At 65.3% G+C, this 21,344-nt stretch carries 22 protein-coding genes and 2 pseudogenes; 9 read left to right on the forward strand and 15 right to left on the reverse strand.

Translation table 11 applies throughout. The annotated features are described in order from the left end of the window. Window positions 1-16 precede the first annotated feature (16 nt). Window positions 17-376: pseudogene (locus QFZ70_RS03190) on the forward strand (FAD-dependent monooxygenase); the annotation flags it as partial. A 117-nt stretch (window positions 377-493) separates the two neighbouring features. Then, a complete protein-coding gene (locus QFZ70_RS03195; protein ID WP_307097948.1) occupies window positions 494-673 on the forward strand; it encodes a hypothetical protein in 180 nt (59 codons plus the stop codon). A gap of 123 nt (window positions 674-796) precedes the next feature. On the opposite strand, the gene QFZ70_RS03200 is transcribed toward QFZ70_RS03195, so the two are convergent. The 3 genes from QFZ70_RS03200 to QFZ70_RS03210 form a co-directional block, all read right to left on the reverse strand. Next, entirely contained in the window at window positions 797-1,405 is a 609-nt protein-coding gene (locus QFZ70_RS03200) for a DUF305 domain-containing protein (RefSeq protein ID WP_307094063.1), read from the reverse strand. A 68-nt stretch (window positions 1,406-1,473) separates the two neighbouring features. Then, window positions 1,474-2,016: a hypothetical protein gene (locus QFZ70_RS03205; RefSeq protein ID WP_307094064.1), complete on the reverse strand. Its 543-nt coding sequence runs from the start codon at window positions 2,014-2,016 to the stop codon at window positions 1,474-1,476. A gap of 32 nt (window positions 2,017-2,048) precedes the next feature. Then, the gene (locus tag QFZ70_RS03210; protein ID WP_307094065.1) at window positions 2,049-4,175 is read right to left on the reverse strand and encodes a heavy metal translocating P-type ATPase; all 2,127 of its coding nucleotides are present in this window, start codon (window positions 4,173-4,175) and stop codon (window positions 2,049-2,051) included. 596 nt (window positions 4,176-4,771) lie between these two features. Here QFZ70_RS03210 and QFZ70_RS03215 point away from each other — a divergent pair. Next, window positions 4,772-5,401 carry a PAS and ANTAR domain-containing protein gene (locus tag QFZ70_RS03215; RefSeq protein WP_307094066.1) on the forward strand — a complete coding sequence of 210 codons (630 nt, stop codon included), beginning with the start codon at window positions 4,772-4,774 and terminating at the stop codon, window positions 5,399-5,401. Here QFZ70_RS03215 and QFZ70_RS03220 read toward each other — a convergent pair. The 3 genes from QFZ70_RS03220 to QFZ70_RS03230 form a co-directional block, all read right to left on the reverse strand. After that, window positions 5,398-6,030, reverse strand: a complete 633-nt coding sequence (locus QFZ70_RS03220) for a hypothetical protein (RefSeq protein ID WP_307094067.1) — start codon at window positions 6,028-6,030, stop codon at window positions 5,398-5,400. The genes QFZ70_RS03215 and QFZ70_RS03220 overlap by 4 nt on opposite strands. 97 nt (window positions 6,031-6,127) lie before the next feature. Continuing rightward, entirely contained in the window at window positions 6,128-6,826 is a 699-nt protein-coding gene (locus tag QFZ70_RS03225) for a class F sortase (protein WP_307094068.1), read from the reverse strand. A gap of 24 nt (window positions 6,827-6,850) precedes the next feature. Next, window positions 6,851-7,627: a CHRD domain-containing protein gene (locus tag QFZ70_RS03230; protein ID WP_307094069.1), complete on the reverse strand. Its 777-nt coding sequence runs from the start codon at window positions 7,625-7,627 to the stop codon at window positions 6,851-6,853. Between the two features lie 236 nt (window positions 7,628-7,863). On the opposite strand from QFZ70_RS03230, the gene nhaA reads away from it, so the two are divergent. Continuing rightward, the gene (gene nhaA, locus QFZ70_RS03235) at window positions 7,864-9,204 is read left to right on the forward strand and encodes a Na+/H+ antiporter NhaA (protein ID WP_307094070.1); all 1,341 of its coding nucleotides are present in this window, start codon (window positions 7,864-7,866) and stop codon (window positions 9,202-9,204) included. Window positions 9,205-9,352: 148 nt separating this feature from the next. Here nhaA and QFZ70_RS03240 read toward each other — a convergent pair whose 3' ends face one another. The 5 genes from QFZ70_RS03240 to QFZ70_RS03260 form a co-directional block, all read right to left on the reverse strand. Further along, entirely contained in the window at window positions 9,353-9,616 is a 264-nt protein-coding gene (locus QFZ70_RS03240; RefSeq protein ID WP_307094071.1) for a GlsB/YeaQ/YmgE family stress response membrane protein, read from the reverse strand. 126 nt (window positions 9,617-9,742) lie between these two features. Beyond that, a complete protein-coding gene (locus QFZ70_RS03245) occupies window positions 9,743-9,967 on the reverse strand; it encodes a hypothetical protein (RefSeq protein WP_307094072.1) in 225 nt (74 codons plus the stop codon). Window positions 9,968-10,099: 132 nt separating this feature from the next. Then, window positions 10,100-10,870 carry an MBL fold metallo-hydrolase gene (locus QFZ70_RS03250; RefSeq protein ID WP_307094073.1) on the reverse strand — a complete coding sequence of 257 codons (771 nt, stop codon included), beginning with the start codon at window positions 10,868-10,870 and terminating at the stop codon, window positions 10,100-10,102. Continuing rightward, the gene (locus QFZ70_RS03255; RefSeq protein ID WP_307094074.1) at window positions 10,867-11,457 is read right to left on the reverse strand and encodes a hypothetical protein; all 591 of its coding nucleotides are present in this window, start codon (window positions 11,455-11,457) and stop codon (window positions 10,867-10,869) included. The genes QFZ70_RS03250 and QFZ70_RS03255 overlap by 4 nt, the downstream gene beginning before the upstream one ends. A gap of 13 nt (window positions 11,458-11,470) precedes the next feature. Further along, complete coding sequence (locus QFZ70_RS03260; protein WP_307094075.1) at window positions 11,471-12,619, reverse strand: zinc-dependent alcohol dehydrogenase; 1,149 nt, start codon at window positions 12,617-12,619, stop codon at window positions 11,471-11,473. A gap of 221 nt (window positions 12,620-12,840) precedes the next feature. On the opposite strand from QFZ70_RS03260, the gene QFZ70_RS03265 reads away from it, so the two are divergent. Continuing rightward, window positions 12,841-13,365 (forward strand): DUF2243 domain-containing protein, encoded by a 525-nt coding sequence (locus QFZ70_RS03265; RefSeq protein WP_307094076.1) that lies wholly within the window; start codon window positions 12,841-12,843, stop codon window positions 13,363-13,365. Window positions 13,366-13,442: 77 nt separating this feature from the next. Beyond that, on the forward strand, window positions 13,443-14,327 hold the full coding sequence (locus tag QFZ70_RS03270; RefSeq protein WP_307094077.1) for a manganese catalase family protein: 885 nt from the start codon (window positions 13,443-13,445) through the stop codon (window positions 14,325-14,327). Between the two features lie 191 nt (window positions 14,328-14,518). On the opposite strand, the gene ctaD is transcribed toward QFZ70_RS03270, so the two are convergent. The 4 genes from ctaD to QFZ70_RS03290 all read right to left on the reverse strand — a co-directional run bounded on the left by ctaD (window position 14,519) and on the right by QFZ70_RS03290 (window position 17,811). After that, window positions 14,519-16,273: a cytochrome c oxidase subunit I gene (gene ctaD / locus QFZ70_RS03275; RefSeq protein ID WP_307094078.1), complete on the reverse strand. Its 1,755-nt coding sequence runs from the start codon at window positions 16,271-16,273 to the stop codon at window positions 14,519-14,521. Further along, the gene (locus QFZ70_RS03280; RefSeq protein WP_307094079.1) at window positions 16,273-17,091 is read right to left on the reverse strand and encodes a cytochrome c oxidase subunit II; all 819 of its coding nucleotides are present in this window, start codon (window positions 17,089-17,091) and stop codon (window positions 16,273-16,275) included. The genes ctaD and QFZ70_RS03280 overlap by 1 nt, the downstream gene beginning before the upstream one ends. Before the next feature lie 235 nt (window positions 17,092-17,326). Next, the gene (locus tag QFZ70_RS03285) at window positions 17,327-17,551 is read right to left on the reverse strand and encodes a hypothetical protein (protein WP_307094080.1); all 225 of its coding nucleotides are present in this window, start codon (window positions 17,549-17,551) and stop codon (window positions 17,327-17,329) included. Window positions 17,552-17,598: 47 nt separating this feature from the next. After that, entirely contained in the window at window positions 17,599-17,811 is a 213-nt protein-coding gene (locus tag QFZ70_RS03290; protein ID WP_307094081.1) for a hypothetical protein, read from the reverse strand. A gap of 369 nt (window positions 17,812-18,180) precedes the next feature. Here QFZ70_RS03290 and QFZ70_RS03295 point away from each other — a divergent pair, with 369 nt between their 5' ends. From QFZ70_RS03295 to QFZ70_RS03305, 3 genes and pseudogenes are all read left to right on the forward strand, one after another. Next, on the forward strand, window positions 18,181-19,098 hold the full coding sequence (locus QFZ70_RS03295; protein WP_307094082.1) for a metallophosphoesterase: 918 nt from the start codon (window positions 18,181-18,183) through the stop codon (window positions 19,096-19,098). A 109-nt stretch (window positions 19,099-19,207) separates the two neighbouring features. Beyond that, a pseudogene (locus QFZ70_RS03300) lies at window positions 19,208-20,221 on the forward strand (2-C-methyl-D-erythritol 4-phosphate cytidylyltransferase); the annotation flags it as partial. Between the two features lie 118 nt (window positions 20,222-20,339). Continuing rightward, complete coding sequence (locus QFZ70_RS03305) at window positions 20,340-20,597, forward strand: SDR family oxidoreductase (protein ID WP_307097784.1); 258 nt, start codon at window positions 20,340-20,342, stop codon at window positions 20,595-20,597. Window positions 20,598-21,344 lie beyond the last annotated feature (747 nt).

Consider the following 21,344-nt stretch of genomic DNA (forward strand, 5'->3'; position numbering starts at 1 on the left):
TTCGGCGTGCCCATCGATGTACTGTGGTTCAACCTGCCCAAGCCGCCGGACCCTCCGCTTGCAACCCTCGGCTACATCTCGGCCCAGGGGATGGTCCTCACCATTGACCGTGGTGACAGATACCAGTCAGGCATGGTCATTCCAAAAGGCGGCCTCGACAAGCTTCGGGCAGCAGGTATCGGCATGCTGCAAAAGCGCATATCCACCGCTGCCCCGTGTCTTCGCCCCGTGGTCGGCACGCTTACGGACTGGGACCAGATCAAGCTCCTGTCCGTGCAGATCAACCCGGCTCCGGCGCTGGTACCGTCCAGGATTCATCGCCATCGGCGACGCTGCCCACGCGATGTCTCCGATGTTCGGCGTCGGCGTGAACTTCGCCATCCAGGACGCAGTGGCTCTGTCCAATGCGATCGCGGAGGACCTTGCAACGGGAGCGGTCGCTACTGAGAAGCTCGCGGGCGTGCAACGGAGACGCGAGAAGCCCGTGCGGATCATGCAAAGGCTTCAGCGCAACGGACACAAGGCGCTGGCCAAGGCAACAGCCGGCCGCCGCATCGCGCCCCGCTGGCTCGTGATGCTTCTCCGTGCCGCCTCGCCGCTGCTGCGTCCGGTCACAGCCCGTTTCGTCGGGATAGGAATCCGCCCCGAACACGTCAGCGGCAGCAGCACCTGAACCCGCCGCAACAGAAGCGCCCCGACTGCCCCCAGAACGCTCTATCACCTGTCGCCGGGAGGTGATAGAGCGTCCGCCGCGTTGGTGCGGAAAGTGATAAAGCGTTTACGGGGGCCGGGAGGTTTAGAGACCGGCCAGGAGTTGCTTCATCTCCGCGATCTCCGCTTCCTGGGCCGCGATGACGTCGCGGGAGAGCTGGATGGTTCCGGGGTGCTTGCCGGCGCCGATCTCCTGCTGGGCCATGTCGACGGCGCCTTCGTGATGCCCGATCATCTGCTCAAGAAAGAGCCGTGCAGCATCGGTTCCCTGCGCGGCCTTGAGCTTGTTGATCCCGTCGGCGTCCACCATGCCGGACATGCCGTGGCCCGAGTGGTCCGGCATCATTGCGGGCACATTCCAGCTCTTGAGCCACCCGGTCATTGTTTCGATTTCCGGTGCCTGCGCATCCTTGATCCTGGTGGCCAGTGCGGTGACCTCCGCAGGGATGTCGGGCTTGGCAAGGATGATTTCACTCATCTCCACGGCCTGGGCATGGTGCGGAATCATCATCTGGGAGAACATGATGTCAGCCTGGTTACGGTCGGCGCTGGCGTCCGGCATCATGCTGGACTTGGGGCCGGAACTGCCGTGGTTCATGGGCATATTGGTTCCGGAGTGGGCAGCGCACCCGGCCAGCCCGAGCGCGGCTGCGAGCGCAGCAGCGGCGGACAGCGTTTTGATCTTCGTGTTCATGGTTTGTCCTTCAGGGAAGTAGTAGAAGTGGGCTGATTGAAGCGTGGCGGGCCACGCGGCAGCCCGGTCTACGTCCGGCTGATGGACAGCTCGCAGGGTGTTGGGCTCGACGGCGTGAAGGAGTATGCGCGGACATGCCGGGCATGGACGGTCAGGTTAGGCTCTCCGCCGGCGGCGCCCTTCGGCGGGAAAACTGCAAGCGATCCGGTTGTGGCCAAAGGGATGCAGGACGCCCCACTTTCCTCGATGCCAGGGCAGGCCGAGCCACAGACGTCGGCCGCTGTCAATGACGCGTGCTCAGCCGCTTGGATTGCCGGTTCAGCTTGACTACCGGCGGGGTGCCCGGGATGGCGCGAATGGTCGCTGTACCCGCCAGCGGAATGCGCGACGGCGGTGTGCCCGGGATGGTGCGAATGGTCGCTGTGCCCGCCAGCGGCGGCCGCCGCCGTCGAACCTGCCACGGAGCCTGCCGCCGCAGGACCCGCCGCGTGGGACGAGTGGTCAGCGGTCATAACGTGCATGCCGAGGATCCCGGCCATGACGGCCAGGACCGCGGCCACCAGCCCCGCACGCAGGAGGGCTGACGACAGGACGCGGACGCGCGGTGCCATGCTGTTTCCTCCTTGGAGCGGGGGCTGCATTGTCAACGTACGTCGGACGGGTTGAGTTTCAGCCGCCGCAGCAGCTGGGCGTTCAAGGCCACCACGATAGTGGACACGGACATCAGCACCGCGCCGGCGGCCGGTGAGAGCACCACCCCGGCGAAGGCCAGGACGCCGGCCGCCAGCGGCACGGACAGGATGTTGTAGCCGGTGGCCCACACCAGGTTCTGCCACATCTTGCGGTAGCTGGCGCGGGACAGGTCCACCATGGACAGCACGGCGCGCGGGTCGTTTCCCGCGAGCACCACGCCGGCCGATTCCATGGCAACATCCGTGCCTGCACCGATCGCGATGCCCACCTCGGCACGGGCCAGCGCGGGGGAGTCGTTGACGCCGTCGCCCACCATGGCCACCTTCAGGCCGCGCGCCTGCAGCTCAGCCACCTTCTTGTCCTTGTCCGCCGGCAGGACCTCCGCGAACACCTCGTCGATGTTCAGGTCGGCTGCCACAGCCTGGGCCACCTGCCGGGCGTCACCGGTAATCATGCCCACCTTCACGCCGCGGTTCTGCAGGGCGGCAACTGCCTGGCGCGACTCTGCCCGCACCGCGTCCTCAAGGCTGACCGCCCCCACCACCCGGCCGTCGTCGTCGATCACGTGCAGGACGGCCGCGCCGCGGTCCATCCAGCCGCGGGTCGTGTCCGCAAGGGCAGGAGGTTCGATGGCGGCAAGCTCGCGCAGGAGCGCGGGCCCGCCGACGTGCACGGTGCGGCCGTCTACTGAAGCCCGGACGCCGCGGCCGGTGAGCGAGCTGAATCCCGCGACGGCGGGCAGCGCCAGGTTCCGCTCCCGTGCCGCGCGCACGATGGCCCGCGCTACGGGGTGCTCACTGTCCGACTCCACGGCGGCGGCCAGGGCCAGCAACTTGTCCACCTCCACGCCAGGAGACGCGGCCACGTCCTTCAGCTCCGGTTCGCCGGTGGTGAGGGTGCCGGTCTTGTCGAAGAGAACCACGTCCACCGTGCGCATCCGCTCCAAAGCCATCCGGTTCTTGATCAGGACCCCGGCCCGGGCGGCCTGCTCCGTGGAGATGGCGATGACCAGCGGAATCGCCAGGCCCAGTGCGTGGGGGCAGGCGATGACGAGGACGGTGACGGTGCGGGTCACGGCCTCCGGGATGCTCCCCAGAAGCGTCCAGACGATGAAGGTGAGCACGCCTGCACCCGCGGCGAAGTAGAACAGGAAGGCCGCCGCGCGGTCAGCCAAAGCCTGTGCCCGCGACGAGGATGCCTGTGCTTCGGCCACGAGGCGTTGGATGCCGGCAAGGGCAGTGTCGTCGCCCACCGCATCCACGCGGACCCGCACGCTGTTGTCCGTGGCGACCGTCCCGGCCACCACGGCATCGCCTGGGGCCCGCAGTACCGTTTTGGATTCGCCGGTGATCATCGACTCGTCGAACTCAGCCTGCCCTTCCACTACGGTGCCGTCGGCCGGCATGCGGGCGCCGGAGCGCACCAGGACCAGGTCGGCTGGCCGGAGTTCGGCGACGGACACGGTTTCGGTTCCGCTGTCCGTGATGCGTTCTGCTTCATCGGGGAGCAGCGCGGCGAGGGCATCGAGTGCGCCCTGCGCGGAACCCAGCGCCCGCATCTCGATCCAGTGGCCCAGCAGCATGATGGCCACCAGCAACGCTAGCTCCCACCAGAAGTCCAGGTCGAAACCGCCCAGGCCGAGACTGGTGATCCAGGACGCCACAAATGCCACCGTGATGGCCATCGCGATCAGGAGCATCATGCCTGGCCGGCGGTCCTTCAGCTCCTGCAGCCCGCCCTTGAGGAACGGCTGGCCGCCATAGAGGAAGATCACCGTGCCCAGGACGGGCGGGACCCAGGTGGAGCCGGGGAACATCGGGGCCATGTAGCCGAGGATGTGGCCCACCATGGGGCTGAAATAGACCACGGGGGCGGTCAACGCCAGCGTGAGCCAGAACCTGTTCTTGAACATGGCCGTGCTGTGGCCGGCGTGCTGCCCGTGGGTGTGGACGGCATGGTCGTCGTCGTGATGGGTGTGGTGGGCGGGCGAAGCTGCCCCCGCTTCGGTGAGGGTGGCACCTGGCGGGCTGTCGTCGTCGTGATGGTGCGTGTGGTGTTGGTGCTGATGGTCCTGCATTGGTTCCTCCTTGGAGGACGGCCGTGGCCCGGCTTTGGAGCCCGGTGCAAAAGGTGAGAGAGGGTTGCCCGATTTGGAGCGAAAGGTGAGAGAGCGTCGCCCGATTTAGGGCGGAAGGTGAGCGAGCGTCGCCCAATTTAGGGCGAAAGGTGAGCGAGCGTCGGGGAGGGGGGTCCGTCGTCGGAAGTTACGACGGCGGCCGGCGGCTCGCCTGCCCTGGCCGACGGCGGGCAGCAGCTGCAGCCGGCAGCGGGGGCCAGGGGGAGGGGGGTGCGGGTTTCGATCTCCGGCATGTCAGTTTCCATTCCTTGGTGAAGGATCAATGGGCGCTGGGGTTGAACGGCTGTGAAAGGCGGTGCGGGGCACCTGCCGGGACATACCACTTCACTGACAACACCTGGAAATATACCCCTAGGGGGTATACAAGTCAAGAGGCCGAGGAGGGTGTGGCCTTTCCGAGGTGCTGCATCTTGGCCATACTTGGATGAAAGGCAATGACGCCTTTGCCCGCGCGTGCAGGGCTGGAAGATGGACCGGAGGTGGCTCTTTGGCTGAATTGAGCGGCCCTTACACGTACTCAAGTGCGCTGGGTGACAATGAGTGCGTGGCGGGCCACATTCCACGTGGATCTGGACGGCTGGAAGATTGAATGGTCGGACGGCATGTTTGCGCTTCACGGGTACCGGCGCGGCGAAGTGGTTCCCACTATGGAGCTGCTGTATTCGCACAAGCACCCGGAGGACAGGCCCAGGTGCGAAGAGATCGTGGCGCAGGTTGCCAAAACCGGAGGCTACTTCTGCATGTACCACCGGATCATCGACTCTCGGGGCCGGACGCGGCGGGTGCTGACATCCGGTGAGGCCATCACGGATACCGCTGGGAAGGTTACCGCTATGGAAGGGGTGGTGGTTGACCTCACTACCACGCTGCAGCGCGAAACTGAGGAGAAAACCCGCGAAGCGGTGGCCGGCGCCACGTCAACCCGGAGTGTTATTGACCAGGCCCGGGGGATCCTGATGGGACAGCTGCACTTGGGCTCGGACGACGCCTTCCAGCTGCTGGTGAGCACCAGCAGCCACCGCAACGTCAAGCTGGTGGTGGTGGCCGCGGAGCTGGTGCAGCTGGCCAACTCTGCAGCTACGCGCCGCTACCTGAACGACGCCGTTGCTGCCATTGCCCAGGACGGCCGGTGGCGGGAAAACGGGCGGGGCAAGGTCGCGTCCTAGTGATGCTCCACCCAGCACGCCAAGATAGTGGTGGACAGCTGGTACGCGAGGGCGTTCCGGGTGATAACGTCCGGGCCCAGGGTTTCCGGCAGTCCCGAGGCATCCACCTGCAGCACGAAGTTGTCCTTCTGGAAAACCGCCGCTCCGTCCGCCGTTTCGTAAGCAGGGAATCCCAGGTTGGCCAAGCCCTTTAGCGGCTTGGCGTCCGCTGCGAGTGCCTGCATGGCGTCGAAGTACCTCAGCGCAGTGGCTTGGTCTGCAGCTTCCTTCACGGAGATTTCCAGCGCACCTTCGTCCAGGTGGTAGATACAGGTAAAGGTGCTGTCCGCCCAATTGTTTATGGTGTGCGGGTCTTCGCTCAGCTCCAGGATGGAAGTTAGCCTGTCCATCGGCTGGTCCCCGCACACCATCTTCGCGGCTTCGCTGGGGCCCTTGGCGGAAGGGCGGGGGGAGGATGCGCCGCCGCCGTGATGGCCGCCGGTATGGCTGGGTGACTGTGATGCGGCAGGGGAGGATGTAGCGTCCGACGCCGGCACGTCAGCCGTTGCTACGGACCCCGCCGCCGCGCAGCCGGAGAGCAGCAGGGACGAGAGTGCCAGCGAGGCCAGCAGGGGACTGCGGTTTTTCATGGCGCTTCCGTCCTGGCCGCTCCGTCTTCCGGAGTCAGCGGCCGCTTGGTAAAACTCGGTGTTCGGGCGAAACGTGGTGTCCGGCCGAGGAGCAGGATCAGGCTTTGAGCTTCGCGTAGATCACGTAGTTGTCGTCGAAGAGCCCGGTGGCTGGGTCGTAGCCATCGCACGTGATAAGCCGCAGCTCGGACCCGGGAGTATTTCCGTAGACCTTCAGCGTGGGGAAACTGTCCTTGCTGTACAGCTCGCCGCGGTCAACGGTGAACACGGCGATGCTGCCGTCTGTCCTGGAGACGTTGATTTCGGTTCCGGGAGTGAGCTGGCGGAGATCTTTGAAGACGCCCCCGCGTCCGTTGGGTGAGTTGACGTGGCCCAGCATGACGGATGGTCCGCGTTCGCCGGGGGTGGGTGACCCGTTGTACCAGCTGGCGGGGGCACCGTTGCCGTCGTCCTGCGGTACTTCCAGGGAGCCGTTTTCCCGCAGGCCAAGCTTCAGGAGTTCGGTCCGTACGCCGATGGCAGGAATTTCCAGGGCCACGGGCTCGGACCGGGACAGGACTGCCGGTTTTGCAGCAGCAGGCGCGGCGGCAGCGGGGGAAGCTGCCGACGGCGCTGCGGAACTTGGCGGGTCCGAGGTAGCCGCCGCGGAAGGCGTGGCGGAAGCGGAAGGCGGGGAGCCGGCGTCAGGCGTGTTGTTGCTGCCGGCGCCGCAGCCGCTCAAGGCTAAGGTGAGCAGAAGCCCGGCCGCAGTGGAGGCCAGCAGGCCCCCGCGGCGGCCGGAATTCGTACCAATCACAATGGTGATCCAGTCAGCCGGTGCTTAGGCTGCTGCGCCGGCGGTACGGCGGCGGACGGCGTAGGCGCCGCCAGCGAGGGCAATCAGGGCCAGGCCGCTGCCCACGGCGAGGGCTCCGGTGTCGGTACCGGTTTCGGTAGCGACGCCGGTGTCAGCGCCGCCTGCCGGCATCTGCATCTGCCCGGCCGTCAACGTCCCGCACAGGGCAGGCGAAGTTGCGGCGAGCGGAAGGGTGGGCGCAAGATCGCTCTTTGCTGCCTGTCCGGCCGCGCTCAGGGTTGCGGGGTCAAGGCCGTGGACCACCACCACCGCGGTGCCGGCTTCGAGGGCGGCCTTGGTTTCGGCGTTCAGTTCGAACGTGCGGTCAACGGTGTAAGCCGCCCCCTGGCCACCGACCTTGAGGTCGAGACCCGCTGCGGGGCTGGTGTCGCCGCTGGTGGACAGGGTGGTGACGATGCCGCCGTAGGAGGGGGCACCTTCGGTCGTGGAGATGACCTGGTCGCCGTCCTTGTCCGCCGAAGGGGCGGGGCAAACTCCCTGGGCTCCACCGTGGATGTGCTGGACGTGCGGGTACGGGGCGTCCATGAACGTGGCGGGCATACCCGAAACGTTCAGGACAACGTGTGCCTGGTTGCCGGTGACATCAACAGTGATGGTGCCCGAGCCGGCGCTGCCGTTGAGCTGGCTGAGCGTGGACTGGTAGTGGTCGGCGCCGTCGTGGGCCATGGCAGGGGCAGTCGAAAGGGCAAGGGCTCCCAGAGCGAGGGTGGGAACAGCCATAAGGCGGAGTGTCTTGTTCATCGGAAAGCAGTCTCCTCATACAAGTGACGTTGTCGTCCCAGGTGAGGGACATAGGCACTTCGCTGCTGCTCCCGGCCTGGATGGGTGTCATCGTGAACCGGGCCACATGCTGGTGGCTGGCCCGGCTGCAACGAAGCGATAAGCAGAAGAGGAAGCTGAGCACGTAGTATGGATCGAAGGTGCGCCGGGAAGTCTGGTCGGCATATATTTGCCGACCCCGGATTTGAGGATGCTTGATGAGCCCAACGCCCCCACCCAATCGAACCCGCTCCACCATTTTCGGCCGCGGCAGCTACGCCGAAGCCCTGCGGATCGGCGAGATCCTGCGCAAGGAGACCGTTGGCGGTGCCCTGCTGGTTGCGGCGGCGCTGATCGCCCTGGTGTGGGCCAACTCTCCGGCTTCGGACAGTTATTTTGCCTTGCGGGACTTCAAAATTGGCTACGAGCCGTGGCACCTGAACCTCAGTTTGGGGGCCTGGGCTGCCGACGGGTTGCTGGCGATCTTCTTCTTCCTGGTGGGCCTGGAGCTCAAGCGGGAGTTCGTTGCGGGCGACCTTCGGCAGCTGAACAAGTCCATCGTTCCGGTGGCTGCCGCAGCGGGCGGCGTGGTAGTCCCGGCGCTGATCTATGTGGCCATCAACCTGACCAGCCCGGAGACCCTGCGCGGCTGGGCTATCCCCACTGCCACGGACATCGCCTTCGCGGTGGCGGTCCTGGCTATCATCGGCTCGCACCTGCCCAGCGCGCTGCGGATCTTCCTGCTGACGCTGGCTGTAGTCGATGACCTTATTGCCATCAGCATCATCGCGTTCTTCTATACCAGCGACCTGCACGTCATGCCGCTGCTACTGGCACTCATCCCGCTGGCGCTCTACGCCTTCCTGGCGCATAGATTCCGATACTTCTTCGGCATGAAAGCCCCGGCGGCCTGGATCATCCTGCTGCCGCTCGGGGTGGTCACGTGGGCGCTGGTCCACGCCTCCGGAATTCACGCCACTGTGGCCGGAGTGCTGCTGGGCTTCGCCATCCCCGTCATCCGCTCGCAGGCGGCCGGCGGCCCCGACGCAGGACCGGGACTGGCCGAAATCTTCGAACACCGCTTCCGGCCTATTTCTGCTGGCATTGCAGTGCCGGTCTTCGCCTTCTTCTCCGCGGGCGTGGCCGTGGGCGGACTGGAAGGATTCGCCTCCGCCCTGGCCGATCCTGTGGCTTTGGGCATCATCGTGGCCCTGGTGCTCGGAAAGCCTATTGGCATCATGGGCACCACCTGGCTGCTGACGAAAACCAGCAGGGCTGAGCTGGACAAGTCTTTCAAGTGGATCGATGTCTTTGGTGTGTCCCTCCTGGCAGGCATCGGATTCACGGTGTCCCTGCTGGTGGCCGAACTCAGCTTCGGTCAGGGCAGCCTGCACGACGACCACGCCAAAGTCGGCATCCTGACCGCCTCATTGCTGGCCGCGCTGCTGGCCACGGCCGTGCTCCGGGCCAGGAACCGCCAATACCGGGCGGCGGAGGAAGTCGAGAAAGTGGACGCAGATGAGGACGGCATCCCGGACGTCTACCAGGACCGCAGCTAGGGCACCCCAGCAAGCGGCCGACGTCGGGCTGTCACCGCAGACGCTTGGCCCACCTGACGCAACAGGCCCCCGGGAAGTTCCAGGGGGCCTGCTGCATTTTGTCCGGCCGGGCTGGCGGCCCGCAAATCCTGCAGGCAGCCCAACGAGATTAGCGGCGCACTGACTTCCGGCGCCCGGCAACTGCTTCCGCGGTGCCCACCAGGAGCACCGACGCGATGACAGCCACGATGAAGCCCAGGAAGTTCAGTTCAAAGATGTTTCCGGTGCCCAGGAGCGAAGCCACAACGCCGCCGATCACCGAACCGACAAGGCCCAGCAGCAACGTGGCGAGCAGGCCCAGGTTCTGCTTGCCCGGCTTGATGAGGCGGGCAAGTGCGCCGATAACCAGGCCGGCAACGATGAATCCAATCACGGTGTGCTCCTTCGTGGTTGTGGGCATATGCGCCCGAACTTCCGCGGTGGTTCCGCATCAAACTCATTCTATGCACGGCCGCCTGCTGGCCGGCTTGAACGCCGCCCGCCCGCACGCCAGACCTTCTCAGGCTGTGGCCAGCGGCTGCGCCGATGCCTCCACGTGCCGGATCTCCAGCGCCTCCGGATCGAGCAGCTTCCGCGCGCCGGTCCTCGCGTCGAGGATCCAGAACAGTTCCAGGGCGGGTACCACGTCGGTCACCCGCCCCCGGTGGAACAGCTTGCCGTTGTGCCACGCCTCAATCTGGTCGCCGATACGAAGCTGGGCGGTCAATACTTTTTGTGCCTCCATGATGCGATGCCTCCTGCTGTTGTATCCCCGTACCCACAGCTTGCCCCGCCGAGGTTGCTGAAATGTTTCAACAGGGTGATTTTTCTGTGTCAGCAGCCAGGAATCACGACGGCGGGGCTTCGCCCAGCCAGGTCAGGAGGCTGCCTCGCGCCGGGCTGCTGCCACTGCCTCCTCGATGCCGCCCGTCCAGGGTTCGCCGTGCCCGGGCAGGACCAGGGAAGCGCCGGTCCGTGCCAGTTGCGTCAGGGTGTCCAGGTTCTGCCGGCTGTCCATGGTGGCGGCCCCCGCCACAATGCGCGGCCCGGTCCGTCCTGAATACGGGTCCAGCGTCACCAACGCATCCCCGCTGAACAGCACGTCCCGGTCCCGCAGGTACAGCCCGCAGTGGCCGGCGGTGTGCCCGGGGGAGAACACCACCTCGGGCTGCCCCGGCACCGGCAGGGTGCCAAGTCCAGCGGGAAACAGGGACAGGTCATCAACGCCCTTCACCCGCAACGCGCCCGCCTTGGTCATCCGGGCCAGCACGGGCAGGCCGCCGGGGTGGGAGAGCGAGAAGATAAAGCGGGACTTCTCGTGCTGGTACCGGTAGGGGTGCCGGGCGATGAAGGAGTCACCGCCATGCACCCAGACGGGGATCCTGAACTCCGTGTGCAGCCGGTGCGCCAGGCCCAGGTGGTCGAAGTGCGCGTGCGTGAGCACCACCGCCCTGATGTCGCCCACGGCATGTCCCAGCCCCCGGACCGATTCCTCCAGCGTCTTCCACATCGCCGGCAGCCCGGAGTCCACCAGGGTCAGCCCGTCGGGGCTCTCCACCAGATAGAAGTTGACGAAGGCTTCTGAGACACAGTGGACGCCGTCCGCCACCGTGGTGAAGGACGCCTTGCCCGAGGTAGCCTGCGTCATTTCCGCCCCGCCGCCCGCCGCAGCGCCCGCACCGCGGCAACGCCACCCAGACCGGCAAGCACCCACGGCCCGCCCACCACAATCGGATCGATCCACTGGTGGTTAACGTCGGCCCGTTTCTTCCCGAGCCGGGAGCTCAGGCCGTGCCGGGAAAACTCGCTGAGGACTCCCGTCTCGGTCACAGGGTTGTCCGGGCGCACGGTGGCCAGCGAGGCGAGGTGGTGCTCCCACGCGTCCACCCTGTCAGCGGCGATCAGCAGCAGCCAGTGCGCGGCCCTGCCCTCGCTGAACCTGGCGTAGGCGTACTTCCGGATGGCCCCCGAGACTCCGGCAGGAGGGGTCGACGTACCGAAAACCGGGGTCACGAAAGCGTGTTCGATGGACCGCTCCCGGGGCCACTCCTCGTTCTGGCGTTCGGGGAAGTCCCAGTGCGCGCCGGTCTCGATGCCCGGCTGCTCGCGGGGGAAGGAGGGCCGGTCCGCCGGGTCGAGGTCCGCGCCCCATCCCGGGATGCGCCCCCGCAGCTCCTCCTTGGACTCCTTCAAGCCAGGCTTGCCGGCGGTGTAAGGCGTTGGTATCTCAGCCATGATGCCCTTCCTCTCAGGCCGGGGTGGAAACGATAAGGGGCTTGATGCAGTCATCAAGCTTCGCGGAGAACATGTGGTACCCCTCGGCAATATGCTCCAAGGGGACCCGGTGGGTGACGATGTCGCTGGGCTTCAGGTACCCGTTCCGGATGTGCTCGAACAGCCTTGGCCACTGCCGTTTGACCGGGCACTGGTTCATCCGCAGCGTCAGGCCCTTGTTCACGGCGTCGCCGAACTTCACCGCGCTGAAAATCGGACCGTACGCGCCCACCACGGACACCGTTCCGCCCTTGCGGACAGCGTCGATGGCCCAGTTCAGCGCCACGGGCGAGCCGCCCTGCAGTTTCAGTTTGGCGGCGGTCACATGCTGGAGGAAGTTGCCGTCCGCCTCGGCCCCCACCGCGTCAATCACGACGTCGGCGCCCAGGTAGTCGGTCGCTTTCTTCAGGTGCACCACAATGTCGTCGTACTCCACAAAGTTGTACGTTTCGGCGTGCGCGAAGGTGCGGGCCTTCTCCAGCCGGTACTCCAGGTGGTCGATCACTATCACCCTCCCGGCGCCCATCAGCCAGGCGGACTTGGCGGCGAACAGGCCCACCGGGCCGGCACCGAACACCACCACGGTGTCGCCTTCCACAATGTCGCCGAGCTGGGCCCCGAAGTAGCCGGTGGGAAGCGCGTCGGTGAGCAGGACGGCGTCCTCTTCGTCCATCCAGTCCGGAATCTTCGCGGGCCCCACATCGGCGAACGGGACGCGCACGAACTCCGCCTGGCCGCCGTCGTAACCTCCGCAGGTGTGGGAGTAGCCGTAGATGCCGCCCACCGCCGTCGCGTTCGGGTTTACGTTGTGGCAGTTCGAAAACAGGCCGCGGGAGCAGAAATAACAGGAGCCGCAGTAGACGTTGAAGGGGACCATCACGCGGTCGCCCGGCACGAGGTTCTGCACCGAGGAGCCCACCGCGTGCACCACGCCCACAAACTCGTGCCCGAACGTCATGCCCACCCGGGTGTCCGGCATCATGCCGTGGTAGAGGTGCAGGTCCGAGCCGCAAATTGCCCCGGTGGTCACGCGGATAATCGCGTCGTTGGGATGCTCGATCTTCGGAATGTCTTTTTCTTCAACCCGGATTTTGTACGGGCCCCGGTAAACCATTGCTCGCATGTGTGCCGCCTTGGTTGTTGGCTGGCAGTGCGGTTCCCGTCTCGTGCAGGAACCACCCCCGCTGCTTGAGGCGCACCGCCTGCCCTACGTTTCCACCTCGGGCAGGACTGGTCAAGGGTCGCCTCGCAGGCGCCGGAAGCGGGTGCGGAGGATGCTTAGAGCGTCCGACGGCGGGTAGGGGACAAGGTGATAGGTGCACCGATCGAAGGGGGAGCGGAACAGTGTCAAGGGAAACCCGAACCACGCCGGCGAAGGCGGCCGGCGCACCGACCAAAGCCCCGGCCTTCCTGTTCGGCATGGGGATCGGCGGGTTCGTGGACGGCATCGTCCTGCACCAGCTGCTGCAATGGCACCACCTGCTCAGCCACACCGAAAGCGGCAACACCAAGACCGTGGCAGGCCTGGAGCTGAACACCCTGGCCGACGGCATGTTCCACAGTGCCATGTGGGTGCTGGTGGTGGCCGCGGCGGCCCTCACCGTCCGTGCCCGGCAGCAGGGGCGGCTGTCCGCCGCCTGGAGCTTCCACGCCGGGTTGGTCCTGTGCGGCTGGGGCGTCTTCAACATCGTCGAGGGCCTGGTCAACCACCAGCTGCTGCAGATCCATCATGTCCGGGACGACCTCGGCGGACCGCTGGCCTGGGACCTCGGCTTCCTTGCGGTCAGCGTGGTCCTGGCCGTGGGCGGGTGGCTTCTGTTTAGGGGTAGTCCAACGTCTGGCCAAACTGGAGCATCTGAAGCAGGATAGTAAGCATGCTGATTAACTCGGCTGCCGGAACCGGATTGGTTCCAAAAACCCAGATGTGAGCTCGAGAGGACATACTCATGGTTTTCTTTCACAAGCAGGAACTTCAATACAAGGCAACTCCGGACAAGCCGGACGCCGTCTACGCCCGCAAGCTCCAGGAAGTGCTGGGCGGCCAATACGGCGAAATCACCGTTGCCATGCAGTACTCGTTCCAAGCTTGGAATGCGCACATGCCGGGTAAGTACCGGGACATGCTCTTCGGGATCGGCGCCGAGGAATTCGGCCACGTGGAGATGCTGGCCACTATGATCGCCCAGCTGCTGGAGAAGGCACCCTTGGGGATCACCGAGGACGCCGTCCAGTCCGATCCCACCATTGCCGCCGTGGTTGGCGGAACCGATATCCAGTCCGCAATCGTTGCCGGCGCCGGCGTCCGTCCCGTGGACAGCATGGGCAACCCCTGGCAGGGCAGCTACATCACTGCCAGCGGCAACCTGCTCGCCGACTTTTGGGCCAACGCCAACGCTGAGATGCAGGGCCGACTCCAAGTGGCCCGGCTGTACCACATGACCGATGACCACGGCATCCGGGACATGCTCTCGTTCCTTCTTGCCCGGGACACCATGCACCAGAACCAGTGGGTTGCCGCGGCGAAGGAACTCCAGGAGGAAGGCGCCGAGAACTTCCCTGTGCCGAGCAACTTCCCCCTCAACAAGGAGATGCGGGACGTCGCCTACCAATACCGGAACTTCTCGGACGGCCAGGCTGCTGCGGAAGGCTCCTGGGCGTCCGGTCCCACCCCCGATGGCCTCGGCGAGTTCACGTACGTGGCAGAGCCCCCGGCCGGGGTCCCCATGCCTCCGCCCACGCACCCGGATTCCCGTTTCTACGGCACCACAGAGCTGCCGAACGTTATGGAAAAGGCAGCTGGAACCATTCAGGACAAGCTCAAAAAGGAGTAGCTGGTACGTGGGGCGTAAGGCTCCGCGACCCGCAGATTGTTCTGCGATGCCCAAACGCTGGCGCACCTGGTAAGCCGGGTGCCCAGCGTTTTGGTGTGCCGTCCGGTATTTTCCGGTCGAACCGCAGCAGGAAGCCCCCTGTCGGCCGGTACCCAGAATGACCGGCTGGCAGGGGGCTTCGCTGTGGGCGCCTACTTGTTGGGGTCCGGATCCTTCACGTCACGCGGGCCAATGTCAGCTGCGCCCAGGACATCGGCAACCGGATTGTCAGCGGGCGCGTGCTCCCTGACACTCAGCTCGGGGTGGTGCAGGTCCAGCGCCGGGCGCTCCGAGCGGATCCGGGGCAGCGAGGTGAAGTTGTGCCGCGGCGGCGGGCAGGACGTGGCCCACTCCAGCGAGGCGCCGAAGCCCCAGGGGTCGTCCACGGTGACCTTCTTGCCGGTCCGCCACGTGATGAAGACGTTCCAGAAGAACGGGATCACCGAGGCGCCCAGCAGGTAGGAGCTGATGCTGGAGAGCTGGTTCATTCCGGTGAACCCGTCCTCGGGCATGTAGTCCGCGTAGCGGCGGGGCATGCCCTCCACGCCGAGCCAGTGCTGGATCAGGAAGGTTCCGTGGAAGCCCAGGAACAGCATCCAGAAGTGGATCTTCCCCAGCCGCTCGTTGAGCATGGTCCCGGTGAACTTGGGCCACCAGAAGTAGAACCCGGCGAACATGGCGAACACCACGGTCCCGAACACCACGTAGTGGAAGTGTGCCACCACGAAGTAGGAGTCAGAGACGTGGAAGTCCAGCGGCGGGGAGGCAAGGATGATGCCGGTGAGGCCGCCGAAGAGGAACGTAATCAGGAAGCCGAGGCTCCACAGCATGGGCGTCTCGAACGTCAGCGAACCGCCCCACAGCGTTCCGATCCAGTTGAAGAACTTCACGCCCGTGGGGACTGCGATAAGCATGGTCATAAACGCGAAGAACGGCAGCAGCACCGCCCCGGTGACGTACATGTGGTGGGCCCACACCGTCACGGACAGGGCAGCAATCGCGATGGTGGCGTAAACCAGGCCCTTGTAACCGAAGATCGGTTTGCGGCTGAACACCGGGAAGATCTCCGAGACGATGCCGAAGAACGGCAGCGCGATGATGTACACCTCGGGGTGGCCGAAGAACCAGAACAGGTGCTGCCAGAGGATGGCACCGCCGTTCGCCGGGTCATAGATGTGGGCGCCGAACTTCCGGTCCGCTCCCAGGGCGAACAGCGCCGCGGCCAGCGGCGGGAAGGCCATCAGCACCAGGATGGACGTGACCAGGGCGTTCCAGGTGAAGATCGGCATGCGCCACATGGTGAGGCCGGGTGCACGCATGCAGATGATGGTGGTGATGAAGTTGACCGCGCCCAGGATGGTTCCGAAGCCGGACAGTGCCAGGCCGAACACCCACAGGTCCCCGCCCAGGCCGGGTGTGAAGGTGGTGTTGGACAGCGGTGCATAGGCGAACCAGCCGAAGGAGGCGGCGCCCTGCGGGGTGATAAAGCCGGACGTTGCGATGGTGGAGCCGAACAGGAAGAACCAGAAGGCCAGCGCATTCAGCCGCGGGAAGGCGACGTCCGGCGCACCGATCTGCAGCGGCATGATGACGTTCGTAAACCCGGCGAAAAGCGGGGTTGCGAACATCAGCAGCATCAGGGTGCCGTGCATCGTGAACAGCTGGTTGTACTGCTCTTTGGTCTGCAGGATCTGCATGCCGGGTTCGAACAGTTCGGCACGGATGAGCAGCGCCATAATGCCGGCGAGGAGGAAGAACACAAATGAGGAAATCAGGTACATGTACCCGATGGTTTTATGGTCCGTGGAGGTGATCCAGCTGACCACCATGCTGCCCTTGGGGCGCTTCACCACCGAAGGTGCGGCAGTCGCCGACGTTACGCCCATGTTTTGGCCGGTGGTGGTCATTACGGTTCCGTCCTTTGTTGTGCCTGTTCCAGGGCCGGCCGTGCCGGGTTGCGGTCGTATTCATCGCCGCGGATGCCGGTGTTGCCCTTGGCGCGGAGGTCGGCGATGTGAGTGTTGTACTCCTGCTCGGTCACCACCCGGACTTTGAAGAGCATCTCGGAATGGTACTCACCGCAGAGTTCGGCGCACTTGCCGGTGTATTCACCGGTGCGGTTGGGAATGATGTCGATGAACCTGTTGAACTGGTTTTCCCCGGGATACATGTCCCGTTTCTGCATGAATTCCACAACCCAGAAGGAATGCTGGACGTCACGGGAATTCAGCTGTAGTTCCACCTTTTTGCCCACCGGCAGGTACAGGGTGGGCAGCCGGTCCGGTGTGCCCCAGTTCCCGTCCAGGTGGGCCTGCACGCCCGGGTCTTCGTGGACGTCCTCCTTGACGTAGTTGAAGTCCCAGGCCCACTGCTTGCCGCGGACATCGATGATCACATCGGGGTCCTCGAAGCGGTCGTCCATGGCCCGCTGCTCACGGTCGGTGAAGACAAACAGCACGCCCACAATCATGAGCGGAACAGAGAGGTAAAAGACCTCCAGCGGAAGGTTGTAGCTCATCTGCCGCGGAAATCCGACGGTATCTTTCCTGCGGCGGTAGGCGATGATGCACCACAGGATGAGTCCCCAGGTGATCACGCCGATCACGGTTGCCGCGATCCACGAGTTCACCCACAGGTCCGTGACCAACGGGGTGTGGTCTGTGGTGTCCCGTTCACCGGGCAGCCAGCCGCGCTGGACCTCCGCAGAACAGGAGGTCAAAGCCATCAGAGCCGGGATGAGGAGTAAAGCGGCACCCCGCCGCCATCTAAAAGTGTTTCTTCCAGTTTTGCTCACCGCGGTTCCCTCCGGAAAATCCCCCAGAGGCCCAACTGCATGAGCCTGATAACCCATGGCTCTGGCCAGTGGTTTTGTGCCCACACTAGCGCGGGAAGGAGCTCAATGGGAAGAGGACGGAAGCCACGCCGACGGCGGTACGCAGCTGTCGCCGTCGGGCGCGGCTTCAGGGCGTCTCGCTGATGATTTCCCTGGCCGCCATGGCCAGCAGGTGGCGCTGCAGGGCAGGCAGGGAGATCAGTCCCTCCACGTAGGCCTGGACCTCGTATTCGCCGGCGGTGCCGCTCATGCTGAAGTACCGCAGCCAGAGCTCCGAGACGGTGATGTCGGCTTGCAGCAAAGTGGAATTGAGCTCCCTGCGCTGCTCCGGCTCGTGCGGCTCGAATCCCATGGCTGTCCCCCCAATCTAGCCGTTTGGCGCGGCGCTGCGCGGCAGCGTCAGGCGACGTCGGGGTAGCTGCTGAGGATGTAGTCGGCCGCGGCGGGGCCGGTCATGTGCAGGTGGGAGTCATTCACGTCGACGCCGCAGCGCTTCATCCCGGCGCGGAAAGCCTGGTCAGGTTTGGCCCGGAAGTTGTGCAGCGATGCCCAGCTGACGTAGAGGCCGTAAAGGCAGTCCGGCCCCAAACGGATGTTCGGCGGCAGGGTCATGAATGGTGGCTTGGTCAAGGAACTGCTGGAAGTGCGAGGACGGCATTATGGCTCAATCCATTTCTGCAAAGTGTGCCACCGGCTTGCTCCAGCAGCTGTTACCACGGCCAGTGCAGGAGGGCCGGGGAAGGACGGGAGTTATGCCCGTCACACTCCTGAATCTACCCGCGGCGGGCAGGGAAGTACAGCTACCCGCTGCCCGCCTGCTGATACGCCGCGGAGGAGCGCCAGCACATGGCCGGGATAAAAGACAGGTCTTCCCAACATTTCATAAGCGTGCTTATTATGTTCTACCCCCGACGGCATGCAGCGCCCGTCAGCACATCTTCCCGGCTTGGGCTCCGCCCTGGGAAAAGCTGAAAGGCACCGATGCACCAGTTCCGCTCCGAGTACTCAAACCCCAACCATGTGCTTGTCCACGTGAGCGACCCTCATTTTGTGGAAGAGGGGCTGCTGTACGGCGAACTCGATCCCCAAACGGGACTGGTGGAAGTCCTTGACGCCGTTGAGGCCAGCGGGCTGAAGCCGGAAGCCATCATTTTTTCCGGCGACCTCACGGACAAGGGCAGCCTGGAGGCCTACCGGCGCCTGCGAACTACCTGTCAGGCATACGCTGAACGGATGGGCGCCCAGCTCATCTGGGCAATGGGCAACCACGACCAACGTGCCAACTTCCAAAGGATGCTTCTGGATGAGGCGCCGCAGGAGCTCCCGGTTGACCGTACCTATTACCTGGGCAACCTGCGGGTGCTGGTCCTGGACTCCTCAACGCCGGGCTACCACCACGGCGAAATCAATGACGAGCAGCTGCACTGGCTGGCAGGGGAACTGGAGACAAGGGCCGACGACGGCACGCTCCTGGTGATCCACCACCCGCCTGTTCCGCCGGTTCAGGAGCTCGCGGTGCTTTCGGAGCTGCGGAACCAGGACGGCCTGGCCCGGGTGCTGGAAGGCAGCGACGTCATCGGGATCCTCTCCGGGCACACCCATCACAGCGTCTTTTCAACCTTCGCAAACATCCCCGTTTCCGTGGCCTCCTCCACCAGCTACAACCAGGACCTGGCCCTTCCCTCGGGCGCCATGCAGGGCCTGGACGGTGCACGCTCCTTCAACCTGATCCGGATCCACAACCGGACCTTCGTCTCGGCGGTGGTCCCGGTGGGCGAGTACCCCCGGATGGATTCCTACATCACCGCCGAGGAAACCCGGCAGCGGCTCCAGGCCGCATCCGTCATCATCCCCTCCGCCACCGAGAACACGGGAGGCACCCCCATCGGCCGCCGCTAGGCCGCCAACTCGAAGGAAAGGATCAGCCATGGACCAGAAACCACCCTCTCCATCCGGCACCCGCCGCCGCAACGTCGCGGTCATCCTGGCCGGAGGGGTCGGCACCCGGATGGGCCTGGACATACCCAAACAGTTTGTCCCGATCGCCGGCCGCACCAGCCTTGAGCACACGGTGGAGCTGTTCGAGCACTGTGGGCTGGTGGACGAGATCATCGTTATGATGGCCCCGGGCTACATACCGCGGGCCGAGGAGCTGCTCCTGGGCAGCAAACCCGGCACACGGGATGCGAAAGCAGCCAACAAGTTCAGCAAGCTCACGGCGATCCTTGCCGGCGGCACAGACCGGAGCGAAACCTCTTGCTTTGCCCTGGACGCCATCGCTGACAAGGACGCCAACGTCATCTTCCACGACGCCGTCCGGCCGCTGCTCGACGGCGACATCATCCTCGCCTGCATCCGCGCTCTCGACGTCTATGCCGCCGTCGACACCGCCATCCCCTCCGCGGACACCATCATCGAAGTGGATGATGACAACTTCATTCGCGCCGTGCCGCCGCGGGCAAAGTTGAGAAGGGGCCAGACGCCGCAGGCGTTCAGGATGCCGGTCATTGCCGCAGCGTATGAACGGGCCAGGAAGGACCCGGACTTCTTTGCGACGGATGACTGCTCGGTAGTCCTTAAGTACTGTCCGGATGTTCCCATCTTCGTGGTGGACGGCGACGAGGCCAACATCAAGATCACACAGCCCATCGACATCCATCTTGCGGACAAACTGTTCCAGCTGAAACACAAAACCATGCTGCCGAACGGGAATGCGGGCGGGCTCCGCGGCTCCATTGTTGTGGTCTTCGGTGCCAGCTCGGGAATCGGCCTCGAGCTCGTCCAGCAGCTCCAAGCCGAAGGAGCTGTGGTGGCGGGGCAGAGCCGCACCGGCAACGGCACCTTCGTGGAGGACCGCGGCTGCGTGGCCCAGGCGCTCGCGTCCGCGGCAGCCGCCCACGGCCGCGTGGACCATGTCATCCTCTCCGCAGGCGTACTCAGCGTTGGCCCGCTGTCCCAGCTGACGGACGAGCAGCTGCACCACGATCTCGACGTGAACCTCACGGCGGCTTTCATCGTGGCCCAGGAGTCGCAGAAGTACCTGGCCGAAAGCAGGGGATCGCTGACGCTTTTCGCCTCCAGTTCCTACAACCCGCGGCCGAGCCAACTACACCGTCTACTCCGCCACCAAGGCCGCGATCGTGAACCTTACCCAGGCGCTCGCGGACGAGTGGAGCTCGGACGGCATCCGGGTCAACTGCATCAGCCCCAGCCGGACGGCCACGCCCATGCGGACCAGGGCTTTCGGGGCCGAGGAGGAAGGATCCCTGCTGCCCGCCGCCGCTGTTGCCGGGGCCAGCATCCAGGTGCTGGCGTCGGCCATGACGGGGCAGGTGGTGGACGTCCGGCTTCCCTACACGGACCCGTCCAAGGACTCGGAACTGGTGGCCCAGCCATGAGCCAGGACGTTGAGATCCGCAGCGTCCAGAGCCACAGCCACAGCCTCCAGGCGGACAGGTTGTCGCTTATCCTCGCGGGGCCGCCGATTCCCCGGGATGCCACCTTGTCCATCCTGCTGGGCGACAGGCCCATCTGGAATGTCCGTGCCGGTGAGGCCGCACGGCGTGGCTCCGGCTGCTGCACCATCGACTGGCCGCCCGCCCTCGCCGGCCGCCTGTCCGGCTGGGCGCGGCTCAGCGTGCTGCAGGACGGAACGCCGTTATGCCCGACGGCGACAGTCACCTTTGATGATTCACCGCACCAGTTCTCGCTCGAGGAGCCCGGCACCGGGATGGCGCAGATCATCAACAAGTGGGGGCGGATCGCGCGGAACTTTGACGGCCAGCGCGCCCACCTGATCGACGAGGCGCTGGACGAGGCCTGCAAGCTGGTGGAGTGGGCGCGGGGCCGCGGCCAGGAACTCTTCGTCACCGGCGGCACCCTCCTCGGTCCAGTGCGGGACGGCCGGGTGATGCCGGGCGATGACGACGTGGACCTGGCCTACCTCAGCCGGCACGAAAACCCGTCGGACATAGCGCTGGAGGGCTTCGAGCTGGAACGGGCCCTGCACGCGCAGGGCTACGAAACGGTCCGGCATTCCGCGGGGCACCTGCAGCTGCTGTTTCCCGGAGCGGACGGCACGGACCGGTTCTACCTGGACATTTTCACCTACTTCAACGTGGGGGGCTGGTTCCACGGCACGTTCC

It is taken from the genome of Arthrobacter sp. V1I9 (assembly GCF_030817075.1).
Classification (GTDB): domain Bacteria; phylum Actinomycetota; class Actinomycetes; order Actinomycetales; family Micrococcaceae; genus Arthrobacter.

Excerpts from the sequence above, each read along its gene's own strand:
- QFZ70_RS03245 (WP_307094072.1), bottom strand. The coding sequence starts at position 9,967 with ATGGAGGCACAAAAAGTATTGACCGCCCAGCTTCGTATCGGCGACCAG.
- ctaD (WP_307094078.1), bottom strand. The coding sequence starts at position 16,273 with ATGACCACCACCGGCCAAAACATGGGCGTAACGTCGGCGACTGCCGCA.
- nhaA (WP_307094070.1), top strand. The coding sequence starts at position 7,864 with ATGAGCCCAACGCCCCCACCCAATCGAACCCGCTCCACCATTTTCGGC.
- QFZ70_RS03255 (WP_307094074.1), bottom strand. The coding sequence starts at position 11,457 with ATGGCTGAGATACCAACGCCTTACACCGCCGGCAAGCCTGGCTTGAAG.
- QFZ70_RS03220 (WP_307094067.1), bottom strand. The coding sequence starts at position 6,030 with ATGAAAAACCGCAGTCCCCTGCTGGCCTCGCTGGCACTCTCGTCCCTG.
- QFZ70_RS03280 (WP_307094079.1), bottom strand. The coding sequence starts at position 17,091 with ATGGCTTTGACCTCCTGTTCTGCGGAGGTCCAGCGCGGCTGGCTGCCC.
- QFZ70_RS03250 (WP_307094073.1), bottom strand. The coding sequence starts at position 10,870 with ATGACGCAGGCTACCTCGGGCAAGGCGTCCTTCACCACGGTGGCGGAC.
- QFZ70_RS03295 (WP_307094082.1), top strand. The coding sequence starts at position 18,181 with ATGCACCAGTTCCGCTCCGAGTACTCAAACCCCAACCATGTGCTTGTC.
- QFZ70_RS03260 (WP_307094075.1), bottom strand. The coding sequence starts at position 12,619 with ATGCGAGCAATGGTTTACCGGGGCCCGTACAAAATCCGGGTTGAAGAA.
- QFZ70_RS03215 (WP_307094066.1), top strand. The coding sequence starts at position 4,772 with ATGAGTGCGTGGCGGGCCACATTCCACGTGGATCTGGACGGCTGGAAG.
- QFZ70_RS03205 (WP_307094064.1), bottom strand. The coding sequence starts at position 2,016 with ATGGCACCGCGCGTCCGCGTCCTGTCGTCAGCCCTCCTGCGTGCGGGG.
- QFZ70_RS03290 (WP_307094081.1), bottom strand. The coding sequence starts at position 17,811 with ATGACCCTGCCGCCGAACATCCGTTTGGGGCCGGACTGCCTTTACGGC.
- QFZ70_RS03200 (WP_307094063.1), bottom strand. The coding sequence starts at position 1,405 with ATGAACACGAAGATCAAAACGCTGTCCGCCGCTGCTGCGCTCGCAGCC.
- QFZ70_RS03270 (WP_307094077.1), top strand. The coding sequence starts at position 13,443 with ATGGTTTTCTTTCACAAGCAGGAACTTCAATACAAGGCAACTCCGGAC.
- QFZ70_RS03285 (WP_307094080.1), bottom strand. The coding sequence starts at position 17,551 with ATGGGATTCGAGCCGCACGAGCCGGAGCAGCGCAGGGAGCTCAATTCC.
- QFZ70_RS03210 (WP_307094065.1), bottom strand. The coding sequence starts at position 4,175 with ATGCAGGACCATCAGCACCAACACCACACGCACCATCACGACGACGAC.
- QFZ70_RS03230 (WP_307094069.1), bottom strand. The coding sequence starts at position 7,627 with ATGAACAAGACACTCCGCCTTATGGCTGTTCCCACCCTCGCTCTGGGA.
- QFZ70_RS03195 (WP_307097948.1), top strand. The coding sequence starts at position 494 with ATGCAAAGGCTTCAGCGCAACGGACACAAGGCGCTGGCCAAGGCAACA.